Below are 19,063 nucleotides of genomic sequence, written 5' to 3' on the forward strand. Positions count from 1 at the left end.
GATGACCGGAAAGCCGTCCGGCCCGATCGGCCTGCGGCGGCTTTTCGTCCTGAACGGCGGGTTCTTCGCGCGTCCCCGCCTCAGGCGCATCCTCAACCTGGCCGGCTGGCGACTTGCCGTCGGCTGGCCGGGACCCGAAGACAGCATCGGCGTCTGGGGCGCCAGCCCCACCGCCTGGCGCGGGCGCGCACTGGCCGCCCGGACGGGTGCCGCCGTGGTGACGGTCGAGGACGCGTTCCTGCGATCAGTCCTGCCCGGACGCCACCGCAGCCCGGTCGGCCGGCGCGGCCCCATCGGCCTGCTGATCGACCCGACCGGCCTGCATTTCGACCCCTCTGCCCCGTCGTTGATCGAAACTCTGGCCTCATCGCCCGAGGCGGCGGCGCTTTCGGCGAAGGCCCGGGCGGCACTTGCCCGGCTGCGCGCGGCGGATCTGTCGAAATACAACGCGCATCTGCCGGACGCGGCGGCGCCGGAACCCGGCTTCGTGCTGGTCATCGACCAGACACAAGGGGACGCCTCTCTGATGGGGGCGGGACGCGCGACCTTCCTGCGGATGCTCGAGGCCGCGCGGGACGAGAACCCCGGCGCCCGCATTGTCCTGCGGGCCCACCCGGAAACCGCCGCGGGGCTGCGCCGGGGCCATCTGGGCCGCGCCGACCTGCGGGCGGGCGAGATCCTCTGCGACGGCCCCGTGTCTCCGTGGCGGCTGGTGGGCGATGCGGCCGGCGTTTACGCCGTCAGCTCTCAACTGGGGTATGAGGCGATGCTGGCGGGCCATCGTCCCCGGCTGTTCGGCCAGCCCTTCTATGCCGGGTGGGGTCTCAGCGCGGACGAGGGGGCGGTGCCGCGCCGGCAGGGTCGGACCAGCCTACCCGCGCTGTTCGCCGCAACCCATCTGCTGGCGCCGGTGTGGCATGACCCCTGCCGCGACCGCCTGACCGACCTGGAAAGCGCGGTCCGCCAGATCGAGGAGGAAACAAAGGCATGGCGGCAGGACCATCAGGGGCATCTTGCCTATGGCATCCGCCTGTGGAAGCGCCGCACCATCGCGGCCAGCTTCGGGAACGGCCGTGGCGTGCGCTTCACACGCCACCCCTCGCCCGCGGTCACGCTCGCCTGGGCCAACCGCGCCGCCGAGGTGCCGCGGGCACTGCGGGTCGAGGACGGCTTTCTGCGCTCGCGCGGGTTGGGCGCCGAACTGGTTCCGCCCTTGTCGCTGGTCGCCGATGCCCGCGGGATCTATTACGATCCCACAGGGGAAAGCGACCTTGAGCGGCTTCTGGCCGCGCCCCTGCCACCCGGCGGACGCGAACGGGCGCAGGCCCTGATCGCGCGCCTGCGGGATGGAGCGCTGACAAAATACAACCTTGGCGGCGAGCTGCCGCTGATCCCGCGCGACGGCCGCCGGGTGATCCTGGTGCCGGGGCAGGTCGAGGACGATGCCTCGATCCGCTTGGGCGCGGGGGCTGAACGGACCAATCTTGCCCTGCTTGCCCGCACCCGGACCGAGAACCCCGGCGCGCTGATCGTCTGGAAGCCACACCCGGATGTCGAGGCAGGCTTGCGACCCGGCTCAGTTCCTGCGGACAGGCTGAAGGGCCTGGCCGATGTCATCGCCGCCGCCCCTGCCGCCGCGCTGATCGAAGCGGTTGACGAAATCTGGACGATCACCTCGACACTGGGATTCGAGGCGCTGATCCGCGGCCGCGCTGTCACTACCCTGGGGGCGCCCTTCTACGCCGGCTGGGGATTGACGCGCGACCTTGGCCCCGTTCCGGGGCGCAGGCAGGTCCGCATCGACCTTGAAACGCTGGTCCATGCGGCATTGATCGCCTATCCCCGCTATCGCGATCCGGTCTCAGGCCTGCCCTGCCCGGTCGAAGTTGCGGCCGACCGGCTTTCGGATCCGAGGCTCGCGCCCGTTGGTCCCGGTTTGCGCTGGCTCGCCAAGCTGCAGGGAGGGCTGAGCGGACACAGTTGGCTGTGGCGGCGCTGATCCGGCTGGTGCCCGATCTCTGGTCTGGACCTCAGGCTAGGCCACCTGCTTACCTGATCCGGCATATCGGCAACATCCCCCGGATGAATCATGCATGTATTTTCCAAATGCGGTGCAGGGTTCCGAGCCCTTTGGGACAAAAGAACCGGACGGTCCCGCCAAGGGCGTCGCAGATGCCTCTGGTGCAGGCATCGGCTGATCCGGCAGAAAAGCCGCCTCACGCCTCTGCGGACACCCAGCGATGGAAGACATCCCCCCCGAGCGCCTGCGTCTCGGCCAAGCGAAAGCGCGGCGCATCGGCCAGTGCCGAAAGGCCGAATGGCTCTACGGCGGCCCGGCCATCGCCGCCGAGGAGAACGCCGGCGGTATAGCCGACAAGCTCATCAACCAGGCCTTCGGCCAGCAGCGCCGCCGCGAGACGGCCGCCGCCTTCGCAGAAGACCCGCGTCAGCCCCCGGCGCCCGAGTTCCGCCAGCGCCTTGGCGGGTGGCCCCGGCACGACCCACAATGGTCCGTGGTCCGCGCCCTCGGGCGGCAGGCGGGGAATGGCGCCGTTCGCCAGCACCACCCGCACCGGCTGCCGCACCGGACCAAAGCCGCGCACGTTCAGCGCCGGGTGGTCGGCACGCGCCGTGCCGGCCCCCACCATCACCGCGTCATGCGTCAGCCGCAGCAGGTGGACATGGCGGCGCGCGGCCTCGCCGGTGATCCAGCGGCTTTCTCCGCTGGCCGTGGCAATCCGCCCGTCGAAGCTGGTCGCAAGCTTCAGTGTCACCATCGGGCGGCCACGGGTCACACGGGAAAGGAAGCCGCGCTGCAGGATGCGAGCCTGTTCGCCTCGGACATTTTCCACCACCTCGACCCCGGCCGCCCGCAGCATCGCATGGCCTCGCCCGGCAACCCGGGGATCGGGATCAGTCAGGGCGGTCACGACGCGAGCCACATCTGCCTGAACCAGTCCCTCGGCGCAGGGCGGGGTGCGGCCGTGATGGGCACAGGGTTCTAGGGTGACATAGGCTGTCGCACCCTTTGCGGCAGGACCCGCCACGTCCAAAGCCATCCGTTCGGCATGGGGACGACCGCCGGGCTGAGTCCAGCCGCGCCCCACCACGCGGCCATCTGAGACCATCACGCAACCCACCGCAGGATTCGGCCAGACGTTTCCCAGTCCGCGCCGGGCAAGCCGCAGCGCGTGATCCATATGGCGCAGGTCGGACGGAACGGTCACTCTTCGGCCGGACGCAGTTCCGACACAAAGCGGTCGAAATCATCCGCAGCCTGGAAGTTCTTGTAGACGCTCGCAAATCGCACATAGCCCACGGTGTCGATGCGGGCCAGGGTTTCCATCACGATCTCGCCGATGGCCTTTGACGGGATGTCGGTCTCGCCCATGCTTTCCAGTCGGCGGACAATGCCCGAGATCATCTGGTCGATCCGCTCGGCCTCGATCGGGCGCTTCTGCATAGCGATGCGGATCGAACGCGCGAGCTTGTCGCGGTCGAAGTCCTCGCGCCGGCCCGAGGACTTGATGACCACGAGATCGCGCAACTGTACCCGTTCGTAGGTGGTGAAGCGGCCGCCGCAGGCCGGGCAGAAGCGGCGGCGGCGGATGGCGACATTATCCTCGGCCGGGCGGGAATCCTTGACCTGCGTATCGGCGTTTCCGCAGAACGGACAGCGCATCAAATCATCCCCGGTGCAGCCATGATCGTGAAAGACGATAAGGCCTTTCGCAGAACTTGGATAGATGAAGCATCAACCCCCAAGATATATGCTGCCAAAGGCCTTGCCCGCTACTCGCCCGCTTCCAGCAGCCGCACCTCTGCCGACGCATCGGCGTCGTGATCCAAGGCGATGCGCTTCTGCGACCGCGCGCCCAGCAGGCGCAGCTTTTCCACCTGCCCGACAACGTTGCCCGAGCCGCGGGTCAGCCGGTCCATCGCTTGGTTATGCGCGCGGCTGGCGCCGTCTAGGCACTTGCCCACATCCTCCATCGCATCCACGAACAGCGCGAACTTGTCATAGAGCTTGCCGGCGCGGTCGGCGATCTCCATCGCGTTGCTTTCGCGCCGCTCGACCGTCCAGATGTGATCCACCGTCCGCAGCATCGGCATCAGCGTCGTCGGCGTGGCCAGCACGATGCGGCGGTTCAGGGCGTAAAGGCCGAGTTCCGCATCCACCCGCAACGCTTCCGAGAACGCGCCCTCGATGGGAATGAACATCAGCACATAGTCGACCGAGGCATTGTCGATCTGCTGATAGCCCTTTTCGGACAGGGTGGTGACATGGGTGCGGATCGCGGTGACATGGCGCTTGAGCGCGGCATCGCGTTCCTCGGGCATCTCGGCATTCACGGCGCGTTCATAGTCGTTCAGCGAAACCTTGCTGTCGATCACCAGCACCTTCTTGCGGGGCAGGCGCACGATCACGTCGGGCCGCCACAGCTTGCCATCCTCGGCCCGCCAGCTTTCCTGGGTGTCGTAATGGGTCCCCCGTTCCAATCCCGAGCCTTCAAGCACGCGCTCCAGGATCATCTCGCCCCAAGCACCCTGCCGCTGCTTTTCGCCCTTGAGCGCGCGGGTCAGCGCCACAGCGTCCCGACCGATCTCCTCGGACCGGCGGTGCAGGCCGTCGATCTGTTCGCGCAGCATCGCGCGTTCCTCGTCCACGATCTTGTTGCGGGCCTGAAGCTCGGTCTGGAAGCCCTGCACCTGCTCGCGGAAGGGCGTCAGCATCGCAGCCAGCCGTTCGCTGTGGGTCTTTTCCAGATCGGCCCCCTGCCGGCGCAGGGATTCATCCGCCATCAGGCGGAACTGACCCGTCATCTCGTCGCGCAACTCGCGCAGCAAGGTCAGGTCGCGCTCGGCCGCCTCGCGGTCCTTGGCGGCGGCAAGCCGGATTTCCGCAAGCTCACGCTCTTGCGCGGCCAGTGTCACGCGGGCCTCGTCGAGATCGCAGCGCAGGGCTCCACGTTCGCCTTCCAGCTCGGCGATCCGCGTCCTGTCGGCTTCCTGCCGAGTGGCAGCCTTGCCGAGCTCGCGTTCAAGCGTTGCGACACGATCATGCGCGCCCTGCACCGCATCCCGCAGCCCGTCCCGTTCGTCGCCGATCTCGGCCAGCCGGAGGGCATTGCCCTCCTCGCGCTCGCGCAACTGCGCGAGATCCCGGGCCAGCGATTCGGCCTGCCCACGCATCCGCTCCAGCGCGTCGCGCAGATCGTCCCGCTCGGTTCCCAGTTCGGTCAGGCGATGCACCTGCCCCTCAAGGCGGGCCGTGGCCTCTGCCGCCCGCAGCCCTGCCGCCTGCGCCTCGGCCCGCGCCTCGCGCAGCGCGGCCTCGGCCCCCGCCACGGCGGCAGATCGGCGCGACAGCAGCACAGCCAGAACGATCCCGGCCAAGGCCAGCAGGATCGCAAGCAACCGTAGAAGCTGCGGATCGTTCCACATCGGCATTCTCCTTGTCCCTGCCTGCGGTGTTGCCAATCTGTTCGAAAACATCAACAACCATCCACGCTTGTGCTTAACAGGCGATGAACAATTCACGGAGGTTCCCATGACCCGCACCGTCGCCGTCCTTGTCGGATCGCTGCGCGCGAATTCGATCAACCAGACCGTCGCCGAGGCGCTGGCGAAGGTTGCGGAAGGCAAGCTGACCTTCGACTTCGTCGAGATCGGCGACCTGCCGCTTTACAACGACGACTTGTGGCAGGACGGCCGCGGGCCTGAACCGGTCGAGCGGATGCGGGCGCAGGTGGCAGCCGCCGACGGGGTGCTGCTGGTGACCCCCGAATACAATCGCACGGCGCCTGGCGTGCTGGTGAACGCACTGGACTGGGGCAGCCGGCCCTATGGAAAATCGGTCTGGATCAGCAAGCCCGCAGGCTGCTGCGGGGCGGCGGGCGGCGCGATCGGGACGGCGGCGGCGCAACTGGCGCTGAAGGCGCAGATGGTGACCCTGGGCATGGTGGTCATGGGCCATCCCGAATTCTACCTGAAGTTCGAGGCGGGCAAGTTCGCCAAGGATGGCTCGGTCGAGGACGAAAGCCTGCGCGGTTTCCTGAAAACCTATGCCGACGCGCTGGCCGCCCATATCGAGCGGCTCTGCTGAGCGTCAGGGCGCGAGCGCCTCGCGCTCGCGCAAAAAGGCCAGCATCCCGGCGGCGTATTCCCGCGGCTCGCGGACCACGACGGGATGATCGGCCATCCACCTGAGGACCGAGGCATCGCTGCGGGTGGAATAGCCCATCCGCCAGCGCGAGAATTGCCGCTCGGGCTGGGTGCCATGCGCCATGCAGGTGATGTTGGAATGGCGGGGATCGCGTTCGATCCGCCCCATGATTTCCGCCAGGTTGTCGGATTCCCCTTCCAGCCATTGGAAGAAGAACCCGTCTTCATGATGCAGAAAGCCCGTCAGGTCGAATCGCTCGTTGGACCGCCGCGCCGTGTTCATCAAGGTGCGGACGGCATCGCTGTTGGGCCTCAGGCCGGTGTCGCTGCGGTAGAGAATAAAGGAGAGTGCCGACATGCGATCCTCCTGCTCCCCCGGACGTAACGTTCCGGTTGTTCCAGACCATGGAGCTTTTGACAGGTTGACGTCACCTGAAAAACTGCCCCGTCAACAAAGTTTAACAGAGCAGCACGTCACTGGTCGAGGAACGAGCGCAACTTCCGGCTGCGGCTGGGATGCTTCAGCTTCCGCAGCGCCTTCGCCTCGATCTGGCGGATTCGTTCGCGGGTGACGCTGAACTGCTGGCCGACTTCCTCAAGCGTGTGGTCGGTGTTCATGCCGATGCCGAAGCGCATCCGCAGCACCCGTTCCTCGCGCGGTGTCAGGCTGGCGAGAACCCGCGTCGTCGTTTCCTTCAGGTTCTCCTGAATGGCCGAATCGAGCGGCAGGACGGCGTTCTTGTCCTCGATGAAATCGCCAAGCTGCGAATCCTCCTCGTCCCCGATCGGGGTTTCGAGGGAAATCGGCTCCTTGGCGATCTTCATCACCTTGCGGACCTTTTCCAGCGGCATCTGCAGCTTTTCGGCCAGTTCCTCGGGCGTCGGTTCCCGGCCGATCTCGTGCAGCATCTGGCGGCCGGTGCGCACCAGCTTGTTGATCGTCTCGATCATGTGGACCGGGATGCGGATGGTCCGCGCCTGGTCCGCGATCGACCGCGTGATGGCCTGCCTGATCCACCAGGTCGCGTAAGTGCTGAACTTGTAGCCGCGGCGGTATTCGAACTTGTCCACCGCCTTCATCAGGCCGATGTTGCCTTCCTGAATGAGATCAAGGAACTGCAGCCCGCGGTTGGTGTATTTCTTGGCAATGGAAATCACGAGGCGCAGGTTCGCCTCGACCATTTCCTTCTTGGCCTGGCGGGCTTCCTTTTCACCGCGCTGGACCTGGTTCACGATCCGGCGGAATTCCTCGATGTCCACGCCGACGTGCTGGCCGACCATCGCCATCTCGCCGCGCAGCGTGGTCACCTGATCGCGCGAGCGTTCAAGCAGCGCCTGCCAGCCGCGGCCCTTGTTCTGGCCCATCCGATCCACCCAGGTGGGGTCGAGTTCGCAGCCGCGATAGGCGTCGATGAACTCGCGCCGGTTGATGCGGGCGGCGTCGGCCAGCTTCACCATGCCCGAATCGATGGTCACGATGCGGCGGTTGATGCCGTAGATCTGGTCGACCAGCGCCTCGATGCGGTTGTTGTGCAGGTGCAGTTCGTTCACCAAGCCGACGATGCGGGTGCGAAGGCGCTGATAGGCGGCCTCGTCGGTCGACGAGAAGCTGCCGTCCTCGTTCAGCGTGGCCGACATCCGGTCGTCCTGCATCTGCGCGAGGCCTTCATAGCCGCGGGCGATGGATTCCAGCGTTTCCAGCACGCGGGGCTTCAGGCTGGCCTCCATCGCGGCCAGCGACAGGTTCTGGCCGTCGTCCTCGTCCTCCTCGTCGGCGTCGGGGCGGATCGGGTTGCCGTCGGCGTCCAGTTCCTCGCCCCAGGACTTTGTGCGCTCGGCGGGTTGCGCCTCGCCCAACGGCAGGTTGACGGGAAGCTCTTCCTCCTCGTCCTCGGCCATCGATCGGCCGAAGGTGGTTTCCAGGTCGATCACGTCGCGCAGCAGGATGTCCTCGTTGAGCAACTCCTGCCGCCACATGGTGATGGCCTTGAAGGTCAGCGGGCTTTCGCACAGCCCCGCGATCATGGTGTTGCGCCCGGCCTCGATGCGCTTGGCGATGGCAATCTCGCCCTCGCGCGACAGCAGTTCGACGGAACCCATCTCGCGCAGATACATCCGCACCGGGTCGTCCGTGCGGTCGAGCTTTTCGGTTTCCGGTGCCGCGACCGTGACCTCACGGCTGGTCGAGGCGGGCACGACGGCGCCGCCGGCCTCCGGCTCCTCGGCTTCGTCGTTCTCAATGACGTTGATGCCCATCTCGGACAGCATGGACATGACGTCCTCGATCTGCTCCGAGGACACCTGTTCGGGCGGAAGGACCGCGTTCAACTGGTCATAGGTGATGTAGCCGCGCTCGCGCGCCTCGGCGATCATGCGTTTGACCGCGGCCTGGCTCATGTCCAGCGAATGTTCGTCTTCCTTGGCGTCCGGCTTGTCATCGTCATCCTTGGCCATGGCGCGGTTCCTTTTTGACTGATTCGCTGATCTGGCGAATCGGGTGCCGGGATTCCGGCTGTTTTAATCGAAAGACGCCGCCCGTCAAAGCAGGCGGCGTGTGATTCGGTCCAGCGATTCGCTTTCCCTCAGTGGCGTTTCCGTCCGTTTTCCTGCCTGACGCTGTTGAGCCGGGCAATCAGCGCCTCGCGATCCTCGCCAAGATCATTGTTGCCGCTGATCTGCGGCTGATCGGCCTCGCGAAGCGCGCGCGCCGACTGGGTTACACGCCAAGTCAGGCCCTCATCGGCAAGACCCTCGATCTCGCGCTCGGCGCGAAGATTTTCTTCGCGCCTGGCGCGTCGAGCCTCCAGCCGGTCAAGGTCATTCAACAAAAGGCGTTCAGCATCTTCAATGGCCCCGGTCGGACGGATGATGGCCGGGGCCGAGCGGACATGGGGATCGGCCATGATCGCGTCAAGGGCGGTCCGTCCCTGCAGGCTGGACGCGCCTGCCAGCAGGTCATGGACCAGCGCCGCCCGGCCGGGGTCTGTCGGGTCCAGCCGTTCCAGCCGCGATTCGACGCGGGCGATCAGGCTGGGATGGGTGGCCAGAAGGGCAAGGATCATCGCCTCGATCAGCGCCTCGCCGGGATCGGCCGCGACCAGCGACGAGGCGCGGGTCTGCGGCACCGGAGGCTGCGGCGGGTCGCGGCGGCCCTCGCGGCGGGTGAAGCGACCGCGTTCCGCGCGGGGCGGGGCGAACAGCGCCCAGCGCTTGCGTTTCAGTTCCTGCGTGTAGTGGTCGCGGGTCCCAGGGTCGGGGATATGGGCGACCGCATCGGTCAAGGCCTTGTCCAGCGCGGCGCGGCGTTCAGGGCTGTCGAAGACCCGGCCCTCGGTTTCACGCCGCCAGAGCAGATCGACCAGCGGCTGCGCCTGGTCCAGGACCGCACGGATCGCCCCCGCCCCGCCCGCGCGGATCAGGTCGTCGGGGTCCTGCCCCGCCGGCAGCAGCGCGAATCGCAGCGCCTGCCCCGGACCCGCCAGCGGCAGCGCCATGTCAATCAGCCGCATCGCCGCGCGCAGGCCCGCCACGTCACCATCCAGCGCGATCACCGGCTCGGGCGAGACGCGCCACATCAGACGCAACTGGTCCTCGGTGATCGCCGTGCCCAGCGGCGCAACTGCCCCCTCGACACCTGCGCGGACCAGCGCGATCACGTCCATGTAGCCCTCGGCCACCACCAGCGGCTGGCCTTTCGCCACCGCCGCCCGCGCCGGCCCGAGGTTGTAAAGGTTGCGCCCCTTGTCGAACAGCGCGGTTTCCGGGCCGTTGAGGTATTTCGCCCGCGCGTTCGGGTCCATCGCCCGCCCGCCGAAGGAGATGCAGCGGCCCCGCGCGTCACGGATCGGGAAGATGATGCGGCCCCGGAAGCGGTCGTAAGCCGCGCCGCCGTCGCGCCCCGCGCGCCCTGCATCGGCGTCAGGCCTGGCCGCCAGTCCCGCCTCGATCACCAGACCCTCGGGCACGCCCGCCTCGGTCAGGTGCCGCAACAGCCCCTGCCGCAGGTCCGGGGCGAAGCCGATCTCGAAGCGGTCGAGCGCAGCCGCTTCCAGCCCCCGCCGCCCTAGATAGTCACGCGCGGCCCCGCCCGCCCCGCTCTGCAGTTGCAGGCGGAACCAGCGGATGGCACGGTCCATCACCTCGACAAGCTGGGTGCGGCGGTCGGTCTGCGCCTGCTCTCGGGGAGAGCGTTCGGGCATGGGCAGCCCGGCTTCGGAGGCCATGACGGCCACGGCCTCGATGAAGCCAAGCCCTTCGGCCTCGCGCAGGAAACTCAGGGCGTCGCCCTTCGCGTGGCAGCCGAAGCAGTAATAGAAGCCCTTCTGGTCATCGACATGGAACGAGGCCGTCTTTTCGCCGTGGAAGGGACAGGGCGCCCACCAGTCCCCCTTGGCCTGGTTCGAGCGCTTCAGGTCCCATGTCACCTTGCGCCCCACGATCCGGCTGATCGGGACGCGGTTGCGAAGCTCGTCAAGGAAGCCGGGAGGGAGACTCATGGGTTGATCATCCCGCGCCCACCGCCCCTCGGACAAGGCCCCAGTAGTGGTCGGCGACAGCGCGGCGGTCGAGCCGCCCGCCCTCGCGGAACCAGTTGGTGACGCCGGTCAGCATGGCAATCAGGGCCATGGTGGTCAGGCGGGGGTCGGTGACGCGCATCACGCCCGCCGCGGCGCCGTCGCGCAGAATAGCGGTCAGCGCGTTCTCGTAGCGGCCACGCAGATCGGCGATGGCAGCGCGGTTCTCGGACGAGAGGTTCCTCAGCTCCATGTAGCTGAGGAAGACCGAATCGGCATGGTCGAGCGAATAGGCGATGTGGAAGCGGACGAAGGCCTCCAGCCGGACCAGCGACGGGCCGTCCGGCTCGTCGTCCCAGGCGGCCAGCAGGTTCTCCATATGCTCGGTGAGAAGGTTCGCCAGAAGCGCCTGCTTGTCCGGGGTATAGGCGTAAAGCGCGCCTGCCTGTACGCCAACGGCCGCGGCGATCTGGCGCATCGAGACGGCGGCATAGCCGTGCCGCGCGAACAGCCGCAGGGCTGCGTCGCGGACAAGCGGGCCGGTGATCTCGGCGCGGGAACCTGTGGTGCGGGCCATGACAGGGCGTGTAGGCCGAAGCGCGGCAGGGGGGAAGGTGGCGCGGCAGCACGTGCCGAAGCAGGCCCTCGACGACCCTGCAGGATGCGCGGGCCCAGGCAGCATCTGGCGGACCATATGGCCTCTTTCGCTGAAAACGATCCATCCGACTGCCAACCCGATGCCCGGAGGGCCGGCTGAGTTGGACCATAAAAAAAGCCGTATGACCCCGAACCCAGCCCCGGACGCTTCCCGTGCCCGCTTGCCGTGACCGGGCCGCCTTTCTATCGTGCGGCCGATGTCCATGCGCGCCGCACTCTCACGCCTCTTCGCACTTGCCGCGCTGCTGGCGCTGGCGGCCTGCGGCGGCTCGGACGAAAGCTACCCGCGCCTTCTGCCGCTGTCGGACCTGACCGCGCCGCCTGCCATTCCCGCCCATGCGGCCGATGCGGCCGCCCATCCCGAAGCAGTGGGCGAGGCGCTGCGGGCCCGCCGCGCCAGGGCCGCGGCAAGGGCGGGGGGGGCGCAGGGGCCGGTCACGGATGCCGCAGGCCTTCAGGCCCGCGCGGCGGCGCTGCGCGACCGGGCCGGGCAGCTTGCCGCAGCCGAGCCCCAGGGCGGCGCCAGCCTCACCATTGCGCCCGCAGGTTCGGACCCCCCCGAGGCCACTGACCCAGAAACCGCCGCCCGCGCTGAGGCCCTGCGCGAACGCGCGCGCCGGATGCTCGATGGCGAGCCCGCCCCTTCCTGCCCTCCCGGCGCGGCCACCTGCCCGCAGCCCTGAACGGCCATCCCAGAGGACACCATGCCCGTCATCACCTGCATCGACGACCTCAAGCGCCTGCACAAGGCGCACACGCCGCGGATGTTCTACGACTACGCGGAATCGGGCAGCTACACCGAACAGACCTTCCGCGAGAACACCACCGACTTCCAGAAGATCCGCCTGCGCCAGAAGGTGGCCGTGGACATGTCGGGCCGCAGCCTCGCATCCGACATGGTCGGCCTGCCTGTGACCATGCCCGTCGGCCTTGCGCCCGTCGGCCTGACGGGGATGCAGCGCGCGGATGGCGAGATCAAGGCGGCCTGCGCGGCCGAGGATTTCGGCGTGCCCTTCTGCCTTTCCACCATGTCCATCTGTTCCATCGAGGACGTGGCGGCGCATACGACCAAACCCTTCATGTTCCAGCTTTACGTGATGAAGGATCAGGAGTTTCTGGAAAACATCATCGCCCGCGCCAGGGCCGCGAACTGTTCCGCGCTGGTGCTGACACTGGACCTGCAGATCCTCGGGCAGCGGCACAAGGACCTGAAGAATGGTCTTTCGGCGCCGCCGAAACTGACGGCTTCATCCATCGCGGACCTTGCGACCCGCTGGCGCTGGGGGATCGAGATGCTGCGGACGAAGCGGCGGCATTTCGGCAATATCGTCGGTCATGCCAAGGGCGTGACCGACACCGCCAACCTCGCAAGCTGGACCGCCGAGCAGTTCGACCCGCAGCTCGACTGGACCAAGATCGCCCGCATCCGCGACCTCTGGGGCGGCAAGCTGATCCTGAAAGGCATCCTCGACGCCGAGGACGCCCGCATCGCCGCCGATTTCGGGGCGGATGCCATCGTGGTGTCGAACCACGGCGGCCGGCAACTGGACGGCGCGCTCAGTTCGATCCGCATGCTGCCCGAGATCGTAGCGGCGGTCGGCGACCGGGTGGAAATCCACATGGATTCCGGCATCCGCTCGGGCCAGGACGTGCTGAAGGCGCTGGCACTGGGCGCCCATGCCACCTGGATCGGGCGGGCCTGGGTCCACGGGCTGGGCGCGCTGGGGCAGCCGGGCGTGACCGCCGCGCTTGAGGTTATCCGCAAGGAACTGGACATCACCATGGCGCTTTGCGGCGGGCGCGACATCCGCAACGTCGGGCGCCACAACCTGCTCGTCCCCGCCGAGTGGAGCCGCGATTACGTCTGAACGACATTCCGCATGACGCAGGGCGGCAAAGCGCGTATCCTGCGCCCGGCCGACAAATCCTCGCGCCCGCGCAGGAGCAGGCGGAGCGCCGTGGCTGCTCGGCCCTGATTTGGATGCGGATGCGGATGCTCCCGGAGTGTCGATCATGAAGATTCTTGCAGGCTGCATGGCGGCGGGTCTTGCCCTGCTGTCGCTCGGCGCAGCTCAGGCCCAGGGCGTCGTCACCGGCGCGAATGGCATGACGCTTTACACCTTCGACAAGGACAGCGGGGGCACCTCTGCCTGCTACGACCAGTGCGCCGCGAATTGGCCGCCGTTCCTTGGACAGGCGGGCGCCCAGATGGGCGCGGGCTGGACGCTGGTCGAGCGCACCGACGGCACCATGCAATGGGCGCACAACGGCAGGCCCGTCTATTACTATGTGGGCGACAGCCAGCCGGGCGACGTCACCGGCGACGGCAAGGGCGGGGTCTGGCATGTGCTGAACCAGTGATCCGGCCTGCCGCCGGACCGGCGATCTTCCCGCTTCCAATCAGGCCACTTCGCCTGTATAGGGCCGGCTTCCGGTCAGGCACCCTTGGAGGCTGGCCGGCGTCAACCTGAAAGGAACGAACATGGCCAAAGAGATCCCGGATCTGGTGGCCGAGGCACGCGCGGGGACAGGCAAGGGGGCCGCCCGCCAAGCTCGCCGCAACGGCAAGGTGCCCGGCATCGTTTACGGCGACGGCAAGGAGCCGGCGCCCATCCAGATGGACTTCAACCCCCTGCTGACGAAACTGCGCGCCGGCCGCTTCATGTCCACCCTGTGGAACCTGAAGGTCGAGGGCCAGGACGACACCCGCGTCATCTGCCGCGGCGTCCAGCGCGACGTGGTCAAGGACCTGCCGACGCATATCGACTTCATGCGCGTGCATCGCAACACCCGCGTGAACCTGTTCGTCAACGTGGAGTTCATCAACCACGAGGACAGCCCCGGTCTCAAGCGCGGCGGCACGCTGGTCGTGGTGCGCCCCGAGGTCGAGCTGGTCGTGACCGCCGCGGACATCCCGGACCAGATCACCGTGGATCTGGCGGGCAAGAAGATCGGCGACGTGATCCATATCGAGGACGTCACCCTGCCTTCGGGCGTGAAGCCCACCATCGACCGCAACTTCGTCATCGCCAACATCACCGCGCCTTCAGGCCTGCGTTCGGATGATGCGGAAGAAGGCGAAGCCGAGGACGCCCCCGCCGAGGCCTGATCGCGCCTTGGACGGATGAACTCGAAGGGCGGTGCCACGGCGCCGCCCTTTCACTTTTCCAGCGCTCGGCTGACGTTCCGATCGAACATCGCCGCGCGCCAAGATCCGGGGCCAAGATCCGGGGCCGGAGACGCGGAGGAAGGCCAAGCCGAAAACGCTCCCTGGCTGGCCTGATCGCACCCCCGAGGGACCAGCCGGAAAACTGGCGCCTCCGTGGTGCCCTTCACGTTTCAGGTCCCGGGAAGCTGTGGTTGATCCCTTTGCTCAGGGACACGGCCTCGCAGCGTTCATTCTTCCATACGGATCGTCGCGCAAGACGATCCCCCGCATGCGCCATGCGTTTTCCTCGAGAACTTCTTTCTGCCTCAAATACCCCGACCTTCCTGGCTGGGAATGGTCCGGCAGAGCATTTCCAGCCAGGAAGGCCGCGGAAGTGGCGATCGGGGCAGAGCCCCGGTCGGCGCTGCCACCTTTCGCACCCGGCTCTTCGTTGCTACATCCCCCCCATGACCCAACCCATCCACATCGTCGGTGCCGGCATGGCTGGCTCCGAGGCCGCGTGGCAGGCAGCCCAGGCGGGCGTTCCGGTGATCCTGCACGAGATGCGCCCCCAGATCGGCACCTTCGCCCATCGCACGGGCGACTGCGCCGAGATGGTCTGCTCCAACAGCTTTCGCTCGGATGACGACGTGAACAACGCCGTGGGCCAGCTACACTGGGAAATGCGCGCGGCGGGCGGCCTCATCATGGGGGCGGCCGACCGCCACAAGCTGCCGGCGGGCGGTGCGCTGGCCGTGGACCGCGACGCCTTCTCGGCCGACGTGACCGCCGCCCTGCGCGCCCATCCTTTGGTGACGATCGAGGCCGGCGAGATCACCGCCCTGCCCGACGATGGCAACTGGATCATCGCCACCGGGCCTCTGACCTCGGCCGCGCTGGGACAGGCCATCGCCGCCCGGACGGGGGCGAATGCGCTCGCCTTTTTCGATGCCATCGCGCCCATCGTCCACGCCGACACCATCGACATGAGCGTGGCCTGGCGGCAATCCCGCTATGACAAGGGCGACACCGAGGAGGAGCGCACCGCCTACATCAACTGCCCGATGACGCGCGACGACTACGACGCCTTCATCGACGCCCTTCTGGCCGCCGAGAAGACCGAGTTCCGCGAAGGGGAAACCGCCGGCTATTTTGACGGCTGCCTGCCCATCGAGGTGATGGCCGATCGCGGCCGCGACACCCTGCGCCACGGTCCGATGAAGCCGGTCGGGCTGACGAACGCCCACAAGCCGCAGGAGAAACCCTACGCGGTGGTCCAGCTTCGGCGTGATAACGCGCTGGGGACGCTTTACAACATCGTCGGCTTCCAGACCAAGATGAAATACGGCGCGCAGACTCAGGTCTTCCGCATGATCCCCGGCCTTCAGGAGGCAGGCTTCGCGCGGCTGGGCGGCATCCACCGCAACACCTTCCTGAACTCGCCCACGCTGCTGGACGACCGGATGCGGCTGCGTTCCCGTCCCAACATCCGCTTTGCAGGCCAGGTCACGGGCGTCGAGGGCTATGTCGAAAGCGCCGCGATGGGTTTGCTGGCCGGGCGCATGGCCGCCGCCCATGCCATGGGGCGCGACCTGCCGCCGCCGCCGGGCACCACGGCGATGGGGGCGCTGGTCCATCACATCACCGGCGGGGCCGAGGCGAAGACCTTCCAGCCCATGAACGTCAACTTCGGCCTGTTCCCCCCGGTCGAGGCCAAGGCAGGTCGGCGCGGCCGCAAGGACCGCTATCCGGCCTATACCGACCGCGCCAAGCAGGATTTCCAGGCGTGGCTTTCGGCGCAGTAAGGCGGACGCGCTTTGCGCCCTCGCCCACCGGGCCGCTGCACCTCGGGCACGCCTTCGCCGCATTGACCGCCGCACGGCTGGCCGATCCCGGCGAGTTCCTTTTGCGGATCGAGGACATCGACCGTTCGCGCTGCCGCCCGGAATGGGAGGCAGCGATCCACGAAGACCTGCGCTGGCTCGGCCTCGACTGGCCGCAGCCAGTGATGCGCCAGTCCGACCGGCTGCCCGCCTACCAAGCCGCGCTGGACCGGCTGGCGGACATGGGCCTGCTCTATCCCTGCCGCTGCCGCCGCGCGGACATCGCGGCGGCGCTGTCTGCCCCCCAGGAAGGGTTGATCGGCCCCGACGGCCCGGTCTATCCCGGCACTTGCCGAGGGCGGCAGATGGAGGACGCAGGCCCCGACGACGCGATCCGGCTGAACCTGCGGTGGGCGTTTGCGCGGCTCGGCCTCGACCGCATCGGCTTTCAGGACGAGGTTGTGCTGCCCGGCCAGCGCCATGATCTGACAACCGAGGACTTCATCGCCGGCGTGGGCGACGTGGTTCTGGCTCGGCGCGGCATGGGGACCAGCTATCACCTGTCGGTCGTTGTGGACGACGCCGCGCAGGGGATCACGCTGGTCACGCGCGGGAAAGACCTGTTCGATTCGACCTATATCCATGCGCTTCTTCAGGCGCTGCTCGATCTGCCGCAGCCGCTTTACCACCACCACCGGCTGATCCGGGATGAGGCGGGCAAGCGGCTGGCCAAGCGCGACAACGCCCGCGCGATCTCGCTTTGCCGGGCTGAAGGGGCCTCACCCAAGGACATCGCCGGCGCCGTTGGTCTGACACAAGCCAGTTGTAGCCATGCGCTATCGCCGCATGGATATTCGGGTCAGGCGGAAAACCCTTGAGATTTCAGGGTTCGGGCGCCATCAGCTCGACCTCCGCCTGATCGCGGATGGCGGTATAGAAGCAGGTCCTGCGGTTGGTGTGGCAGGCGGGGCCGGTCTGCTCCACCAGCATGAGCAGGCAGTCGCGGTCGCAGTCGAGCCGCATTTCCACCAGCCGCTGCATGTGGCCGGAGCTTTCGCCCTTGACCCAGAACGCCGCCCGCGAGCGCGACCAGTAGGTGACCCGTCCCGTCTCGAGCGTGCGCCTCACCGCCTCGGCATTCATCCACGCCATCATCAGCACCTCGTCCGAGGCATGGTCCTGCGCGATGGCCGGGATCAGGCCATTCGCGTCGAAACGCAGGGTCGCAGGGTCGAACATCGGTTTTCCTTTCAGGCTCGGATGCCTATCTAGCGGGCAGACGGTGTGGGGAAAAGCGATGGCCGACGACGATCTGATGGCGCTTTATTCGCGCAGACTGCTGGCGCTGGCTGCCGACATCCCGCATCTGGGCCGCCTGCCCGCGCCGACCGGATCGGCCACGCGGCGATCCCCTCAATGCGGGTCAACGGTGACGGCGCATGTGGTTGTCGCGGATGGGGTCGTGACCGAGTTCGCGCAGGAGGTGCGGGCCTGCGCCTTGGGGCAGGCTTCGGCCGCTGTGCTGGGAGGCGCGGTCATCGGACGGACGCCGGCCGAGCTTGCCGCTGCCCGTGACAGCCTTCGCGCGATGCTGACCGAAGGGGCATCCGCACCCGAAGGCCCCTTTTCCGGTGCCGAGGCGCTGACCCCGGCGCGGGATTTCCCGAACCGCCACGCCTCGATCCTGCTGGCTTGGGAGGCCGCGGCCGAGGCCGCCGGCGCCTGATCAGACGGGCGGAGAAATCCTTTCGGGGTTGATCCCCATCAACTCGTGGAACTCGGGCGGGGCGCGGCCCAGCAGTTCCTCGGCCAGGTCGCGGCCCATGTCCACGCCGTCGCTGACAAGCCCCCGCCGCTCTCCGCGGATCGACAGCGAGCCGTCGGGCAGCAGGATTTCGCCCCGCAGCCAGAGGTTCTCGCCGTCGAGTTCCGCCAGCCCGGCCAGCGGCGTCTCGCAGGACCCGTCGAGGCGGCGCAGGAAGGCGCGTTCAGCCGTGACCCGCAGCGTCGTCGGCAGGTCCGAGATCGTCGCCAGCATCGAACCCGCGATCACGTCGTCCCGGCGCCGCTCGACCCCGATGGCGCCCTGCGCCACGGCGGGCAGCATCTCGTCGGGCGCGATGGCGCTGCGGACCACGTCCAGCATCCCAAGCCGCGTCAGGCCAGCCATGGCGAGGAAGGTCGCCTCGGCCACGCCTTCGTCCAGCTTGCGCATCCGGGTCTGCACGTTGCCCCGGAACTCGACCATCGTCAGGTCGGGGCGATAGTGGATCAGTTGCGCCCGCCGGCGCAGGCTGGAGGAGCCGACGGGCGTGCCCGCAGGCAATTCAGCGATCGAGCCCCAGCGGCGGCTGACGAAGGCGTCGCGGACGTCCTCTCGCGGCAGGTAGCAGTCGATCACCAGCCCCTCGGGCTGCAGGACCGGCATGTCCTTCATCGAGTGGACGGCGATGTCGATGCGGTCGTCGAGCAGCGCGTCCTCGATCTCGCGGGTGAACAGGCCCTTGCCGCCGATCTCGCGCAGGGGGCGGTCCAGCACGCGGTCGCCTGTGGTCTTGATGACCACGATCTCGAAGGCATCCGCGGCCAAGTCATGCGCGGCAGCGAGCCGGTCGCGCGTCTCGTGCGCCTGCGCAAGCGCCAGCGCCGAGCCGCGGGTGCCGATCCGAAGCGGGCGGTCGGGGGTGGGTAAAGCGTCCATGCGCGACGGGTTATCCCCGCGCCCTCGCCTTGACAACCGCGTTGCGGCAGAAGGG

The 19,063-nt window shown here is 67.9% G+C and carries 18 protein-coding genes; 9 read left to right on the forward strand and 9 right to left on the reverse strand.

The genetic code is table 11. From position 1 onward, the window contains the following. Position 1 precedes the first annotated feature (1 nt). Positions 2 to 1,999: a capsular polysaccharide biosynthesis protein gene (locus tag H5395_RS00370; RefSeq protein WP_182790545.1), complete on the forward strand. Its 1,998-nt coding sequence runs from the start codon at positions 2 to 4 to the stop codon at positions 1,997 to 1,999. A 217-nt stretch (positions 2,000 to 2,216) separates the two neighbouring features. On the opposite strand, the gene ribD is transcribed toward H5395_RS00370, so the two are convergent. The 3 genes from ribD to rmuC form a co-directional block, all read right to left on the reverse strand. After that, the gene (gene ribD / locus H5395_RS00375) at positions 2,217 to 3,200 is read right to left on the reverse strand and encodes a bifunctional diaminohydroxyphosphoribosylaminopyrimidine deaminase/5-amino-6-(5-phosphoribosylamino)uracil reductase RibD (RefSeq protein WP_182790829.1); all 984 of its coding nucleotides are present in this window, start codon (positions 3,198 to 3,200) and stop codon (positions 2,217 to 2,219) included. A gap of 23 nt (positions 3,201 to 3,223) precedes the next feature. After that, a complete protein-coding gene (gene nrdR, locus H5395_RS00380) occupies positions 3,224 to 3,682 on the reverse strand; it encodes a transcriptional regulator NrdR (RefSeq protein WP_182790546.1) in 459 nt (152 codons plus the stop codon). A gap of 110 nt (positions 3,683 to 3,792) precedes the next feature. Beyond that, positions 3,793 to 5,445 (reverse strand): DNA recombination protein RmuC, encoded by a 1,653-nt coding sequence (gene rmuC, locus H5395_RS00385; RefSeq protein WP_255440430.1) that lies wholly within the window; start codon positions 5,443 to 5,445, stop codon positions 3,793 to 3,795. A gap of 106 nt (positions 5,446 to 5,551) precedes the next feature. Between rmuC and H5395_RS00390 the strand changes: the two genes are divergently transcribed. Beyond that, positions 5,552 to 6,106 carry an NADPH-dependent FMN reductase gene (locus tag H5395_RS00390; protein ID WP_182790547.1) on the forward strand — a complete coding sequence of 185 codons (555 nt, stop codon included), beginning with the start codon at positions 5,552 to 5,554 and terminating at the stop codon, positions 6,104 to 6,106. A 3-nt stretch (positions 6,107 to 6,109) separates the two neighbouring features. Here H5395_RS00390 and H5395_RS00395 read toward each other — a convergent pair whose 3' ends face one another. From H5395_RS00395 to H5395_RS00410, 4 genes are all read right to left on the reverse strand, one after another. Next, positions 6,110 to 6,523: a BLUF domain-containing protein gene (locus tag H5395_RS00395; protein WP_182790548.1), complete on the reverse strand. Its 414-nt coding sequence runs from the start codon at positions 6,521 to 6,523 to the stop codon at positions 6,110 to 6,112. 116 nt (positions 6,524 to 6,639) lie between these two features. Continuing rightward, positions 6,640 to 8,619 carry an RNA polymerase sigma factor RpoD gene (gene rpoD, locus H5395_RS00400; RefSeq protein ID WP_182790549.1) on the reverse strand — a complete coding sequence of 660 codons (1,980 nt, stop codon included), beginning with the start codon at positions 8,617 to 8,619 and terminating at the stop codon, positions 6,640 to 6,642. 128 nt (positions 8,620 to 8,747) lie between these two features. Then, complete coding sequence (gene dnaG / locus H5395_RS00405; RefSeq protein WP_182790550.1) at positions 8,748 to 10,661, reverse strand: DNA primase; 1,914 nt, start codon at positions 10,659 to 10,661, stop codon at positions 8,748 to 8,750. Positions 10,662 to 10,668: 7 nt separating this feature from the next. Further along, complete coding sequence (locus H5395_RS00410) at positions 10,669 to 11,256, reverse strand: TetR/AcrR family transcriptional regulator (protein ID WP_182790551.1); 588 nt, start codon at positions 11,254 to 11,256, stop codon at positions 10,669 to 10,671. A gap of 283 nt (positions 11,257 to 11,539) precedes the next feature. On the opposite strand from H5395_RS00410, the gene H5395_RS00415 reads away from it, so the two are divergent. The 6 genes from H5395_RS00415 to gluQRS all read left to right on the forward strand — a co-directional run bounded on the left by H5395_RS00415 (position 11,540) and on the right by gluQRS (position 17,185). Beyond that, positions 11,540 to 12,019, forward strand: a complete 480-nt coding sequence (locus H5395_RS00415) for a hypothetical protein (protein ID WP_182790552.1) — start codon at positions 11,540 to 11,542, stop codon at positions 12,017 to 12,019. Between the two features lie 21 nt (positions 12,020 to 12,040). Continuing rightward, positions 12,041 to 13,204, forward strand: coding sequence for an alpha-hydroxy acid oxidase (locus H5395_RS00420; RefSeq protein WP_182790553.1), 1,164 nt, complete (start codon positions 12,041 to 12,043; stop codon positions 13,202 to 13,204). A gap of 145 nt (positions 13,205 to 13,349) precedes the next feature. After that, positions 13,350 to 13,697, forward strand: a complete 348-nt coding sequence (locus H5395_RS00425) for a hypothetical protein (protein WP_182790554.1) — start codon at positions 13,350 to 13,352, stop codon at positions 13,695 to 13,697. A gap of 121 nt (positions 13,698 to 13,818) precedes the next feature. Beyond that, positions 13,819 to 14,445 (forward strand): 50S ribosomal protein L25/general stress protein Ctc, encoded by a 627-nt coding sequence (locus H5395_RS00430; protein ID WP_182790555.1) that lies wholly within the window; start codon positions 13,819 to 13,821, stop codon positions 14,443 to 14,445. Positions 14,446 to 14,951: 506 nt separating this feature from the next. Beyond that, the gene (gene trmFO, locus H5395_RS00435) at positions 14,952 to 16,289 is read left to right on the forward strand and encodes a methylenetetrahydrofolate--tRNA-(uracil(54)-C(5))-methyltransferase (FADH(2)-oxidizing) TrmFO (protein ID WP_182790556.1); all 1,338 of its coding nucleotides are present in this window, start codon (positions 14,952 to 14,954) and stop codon (positions 16,287 to 16,289) included. Further along, complete coding sequence (gene gluQRS, locus H5395_RS00440; RefSeq protein ID WP_182790557.1) at positions 16,271 to 17,185, forward strand: tRNA glutamyl-Q(34) synthetase GluQRS; 915 nt, start codon at positions 16,271 to 16,273, stop codon at positions 17,183 to 17,185. The genes trmFO and gluQRS overlap by 19 nt, the downstream gene beginning before the upstream one ends. A gap of 4 nt (positions 17,186 to 17,189) precedes the next feature. Here the strand turns inward: gluQRS and hisI are convergent, their stop codons facing one another. Beyond that, positions 17,190 to 17,546, reverse strand: a complete 357-nt coding sequence (gene hisI, locus H5395_RS00445; RefSeq protein WP_182790558.1) for a phosphoribosyl-AMP cyclohydrolase — start codon at positions 17,544 to 17,546, stop codon at positions 17,190 to 17,192. A gap of 58 nt (positions 17,547 to 17,604) precedes the next feature. On the opposite strand from hisI, the gene H5395_RS00450 reads away from it, so the two are divergent. Further along, positions 17,605 to 18,033, forward strand: a complete 429-nt coding sequence (locus tag H5395_RS00450; protein WP_182790559.1) for an iron-sulfur cluster assembly scaffold protein — start codon at positions 17,605 to 17,607, stop codon at positions 18,031 to 18,033. Here H5395_RS00450 and hemC read toward each other — a convergent pair whose 3' ends face one another. Beyond that, positions 18,034 to 19,008: a hydroxymethylbilane synthase gene (hemC, locus tag H5395_RS00455; protein ID WP_182790560.1), complete on the reverse strand. Its 975-nt coding sequence runs from the start codon at positions 19,006 to 19,008 to the stop codon at positions 18,034 to 18,036. Between the last annotated feature and the right edge of the window lie 55 nt (positions 19,009 to 19,063).

The organism is Paracoccus sp. MC1854 (genome assembly GCF_014164635.1).
Taxonomy (GTDB): Bacteria; Pseudomonadota; Alphaproteobacteria; order Rhodobacterales; family Rhodobacteraceae; genus Paracoccus.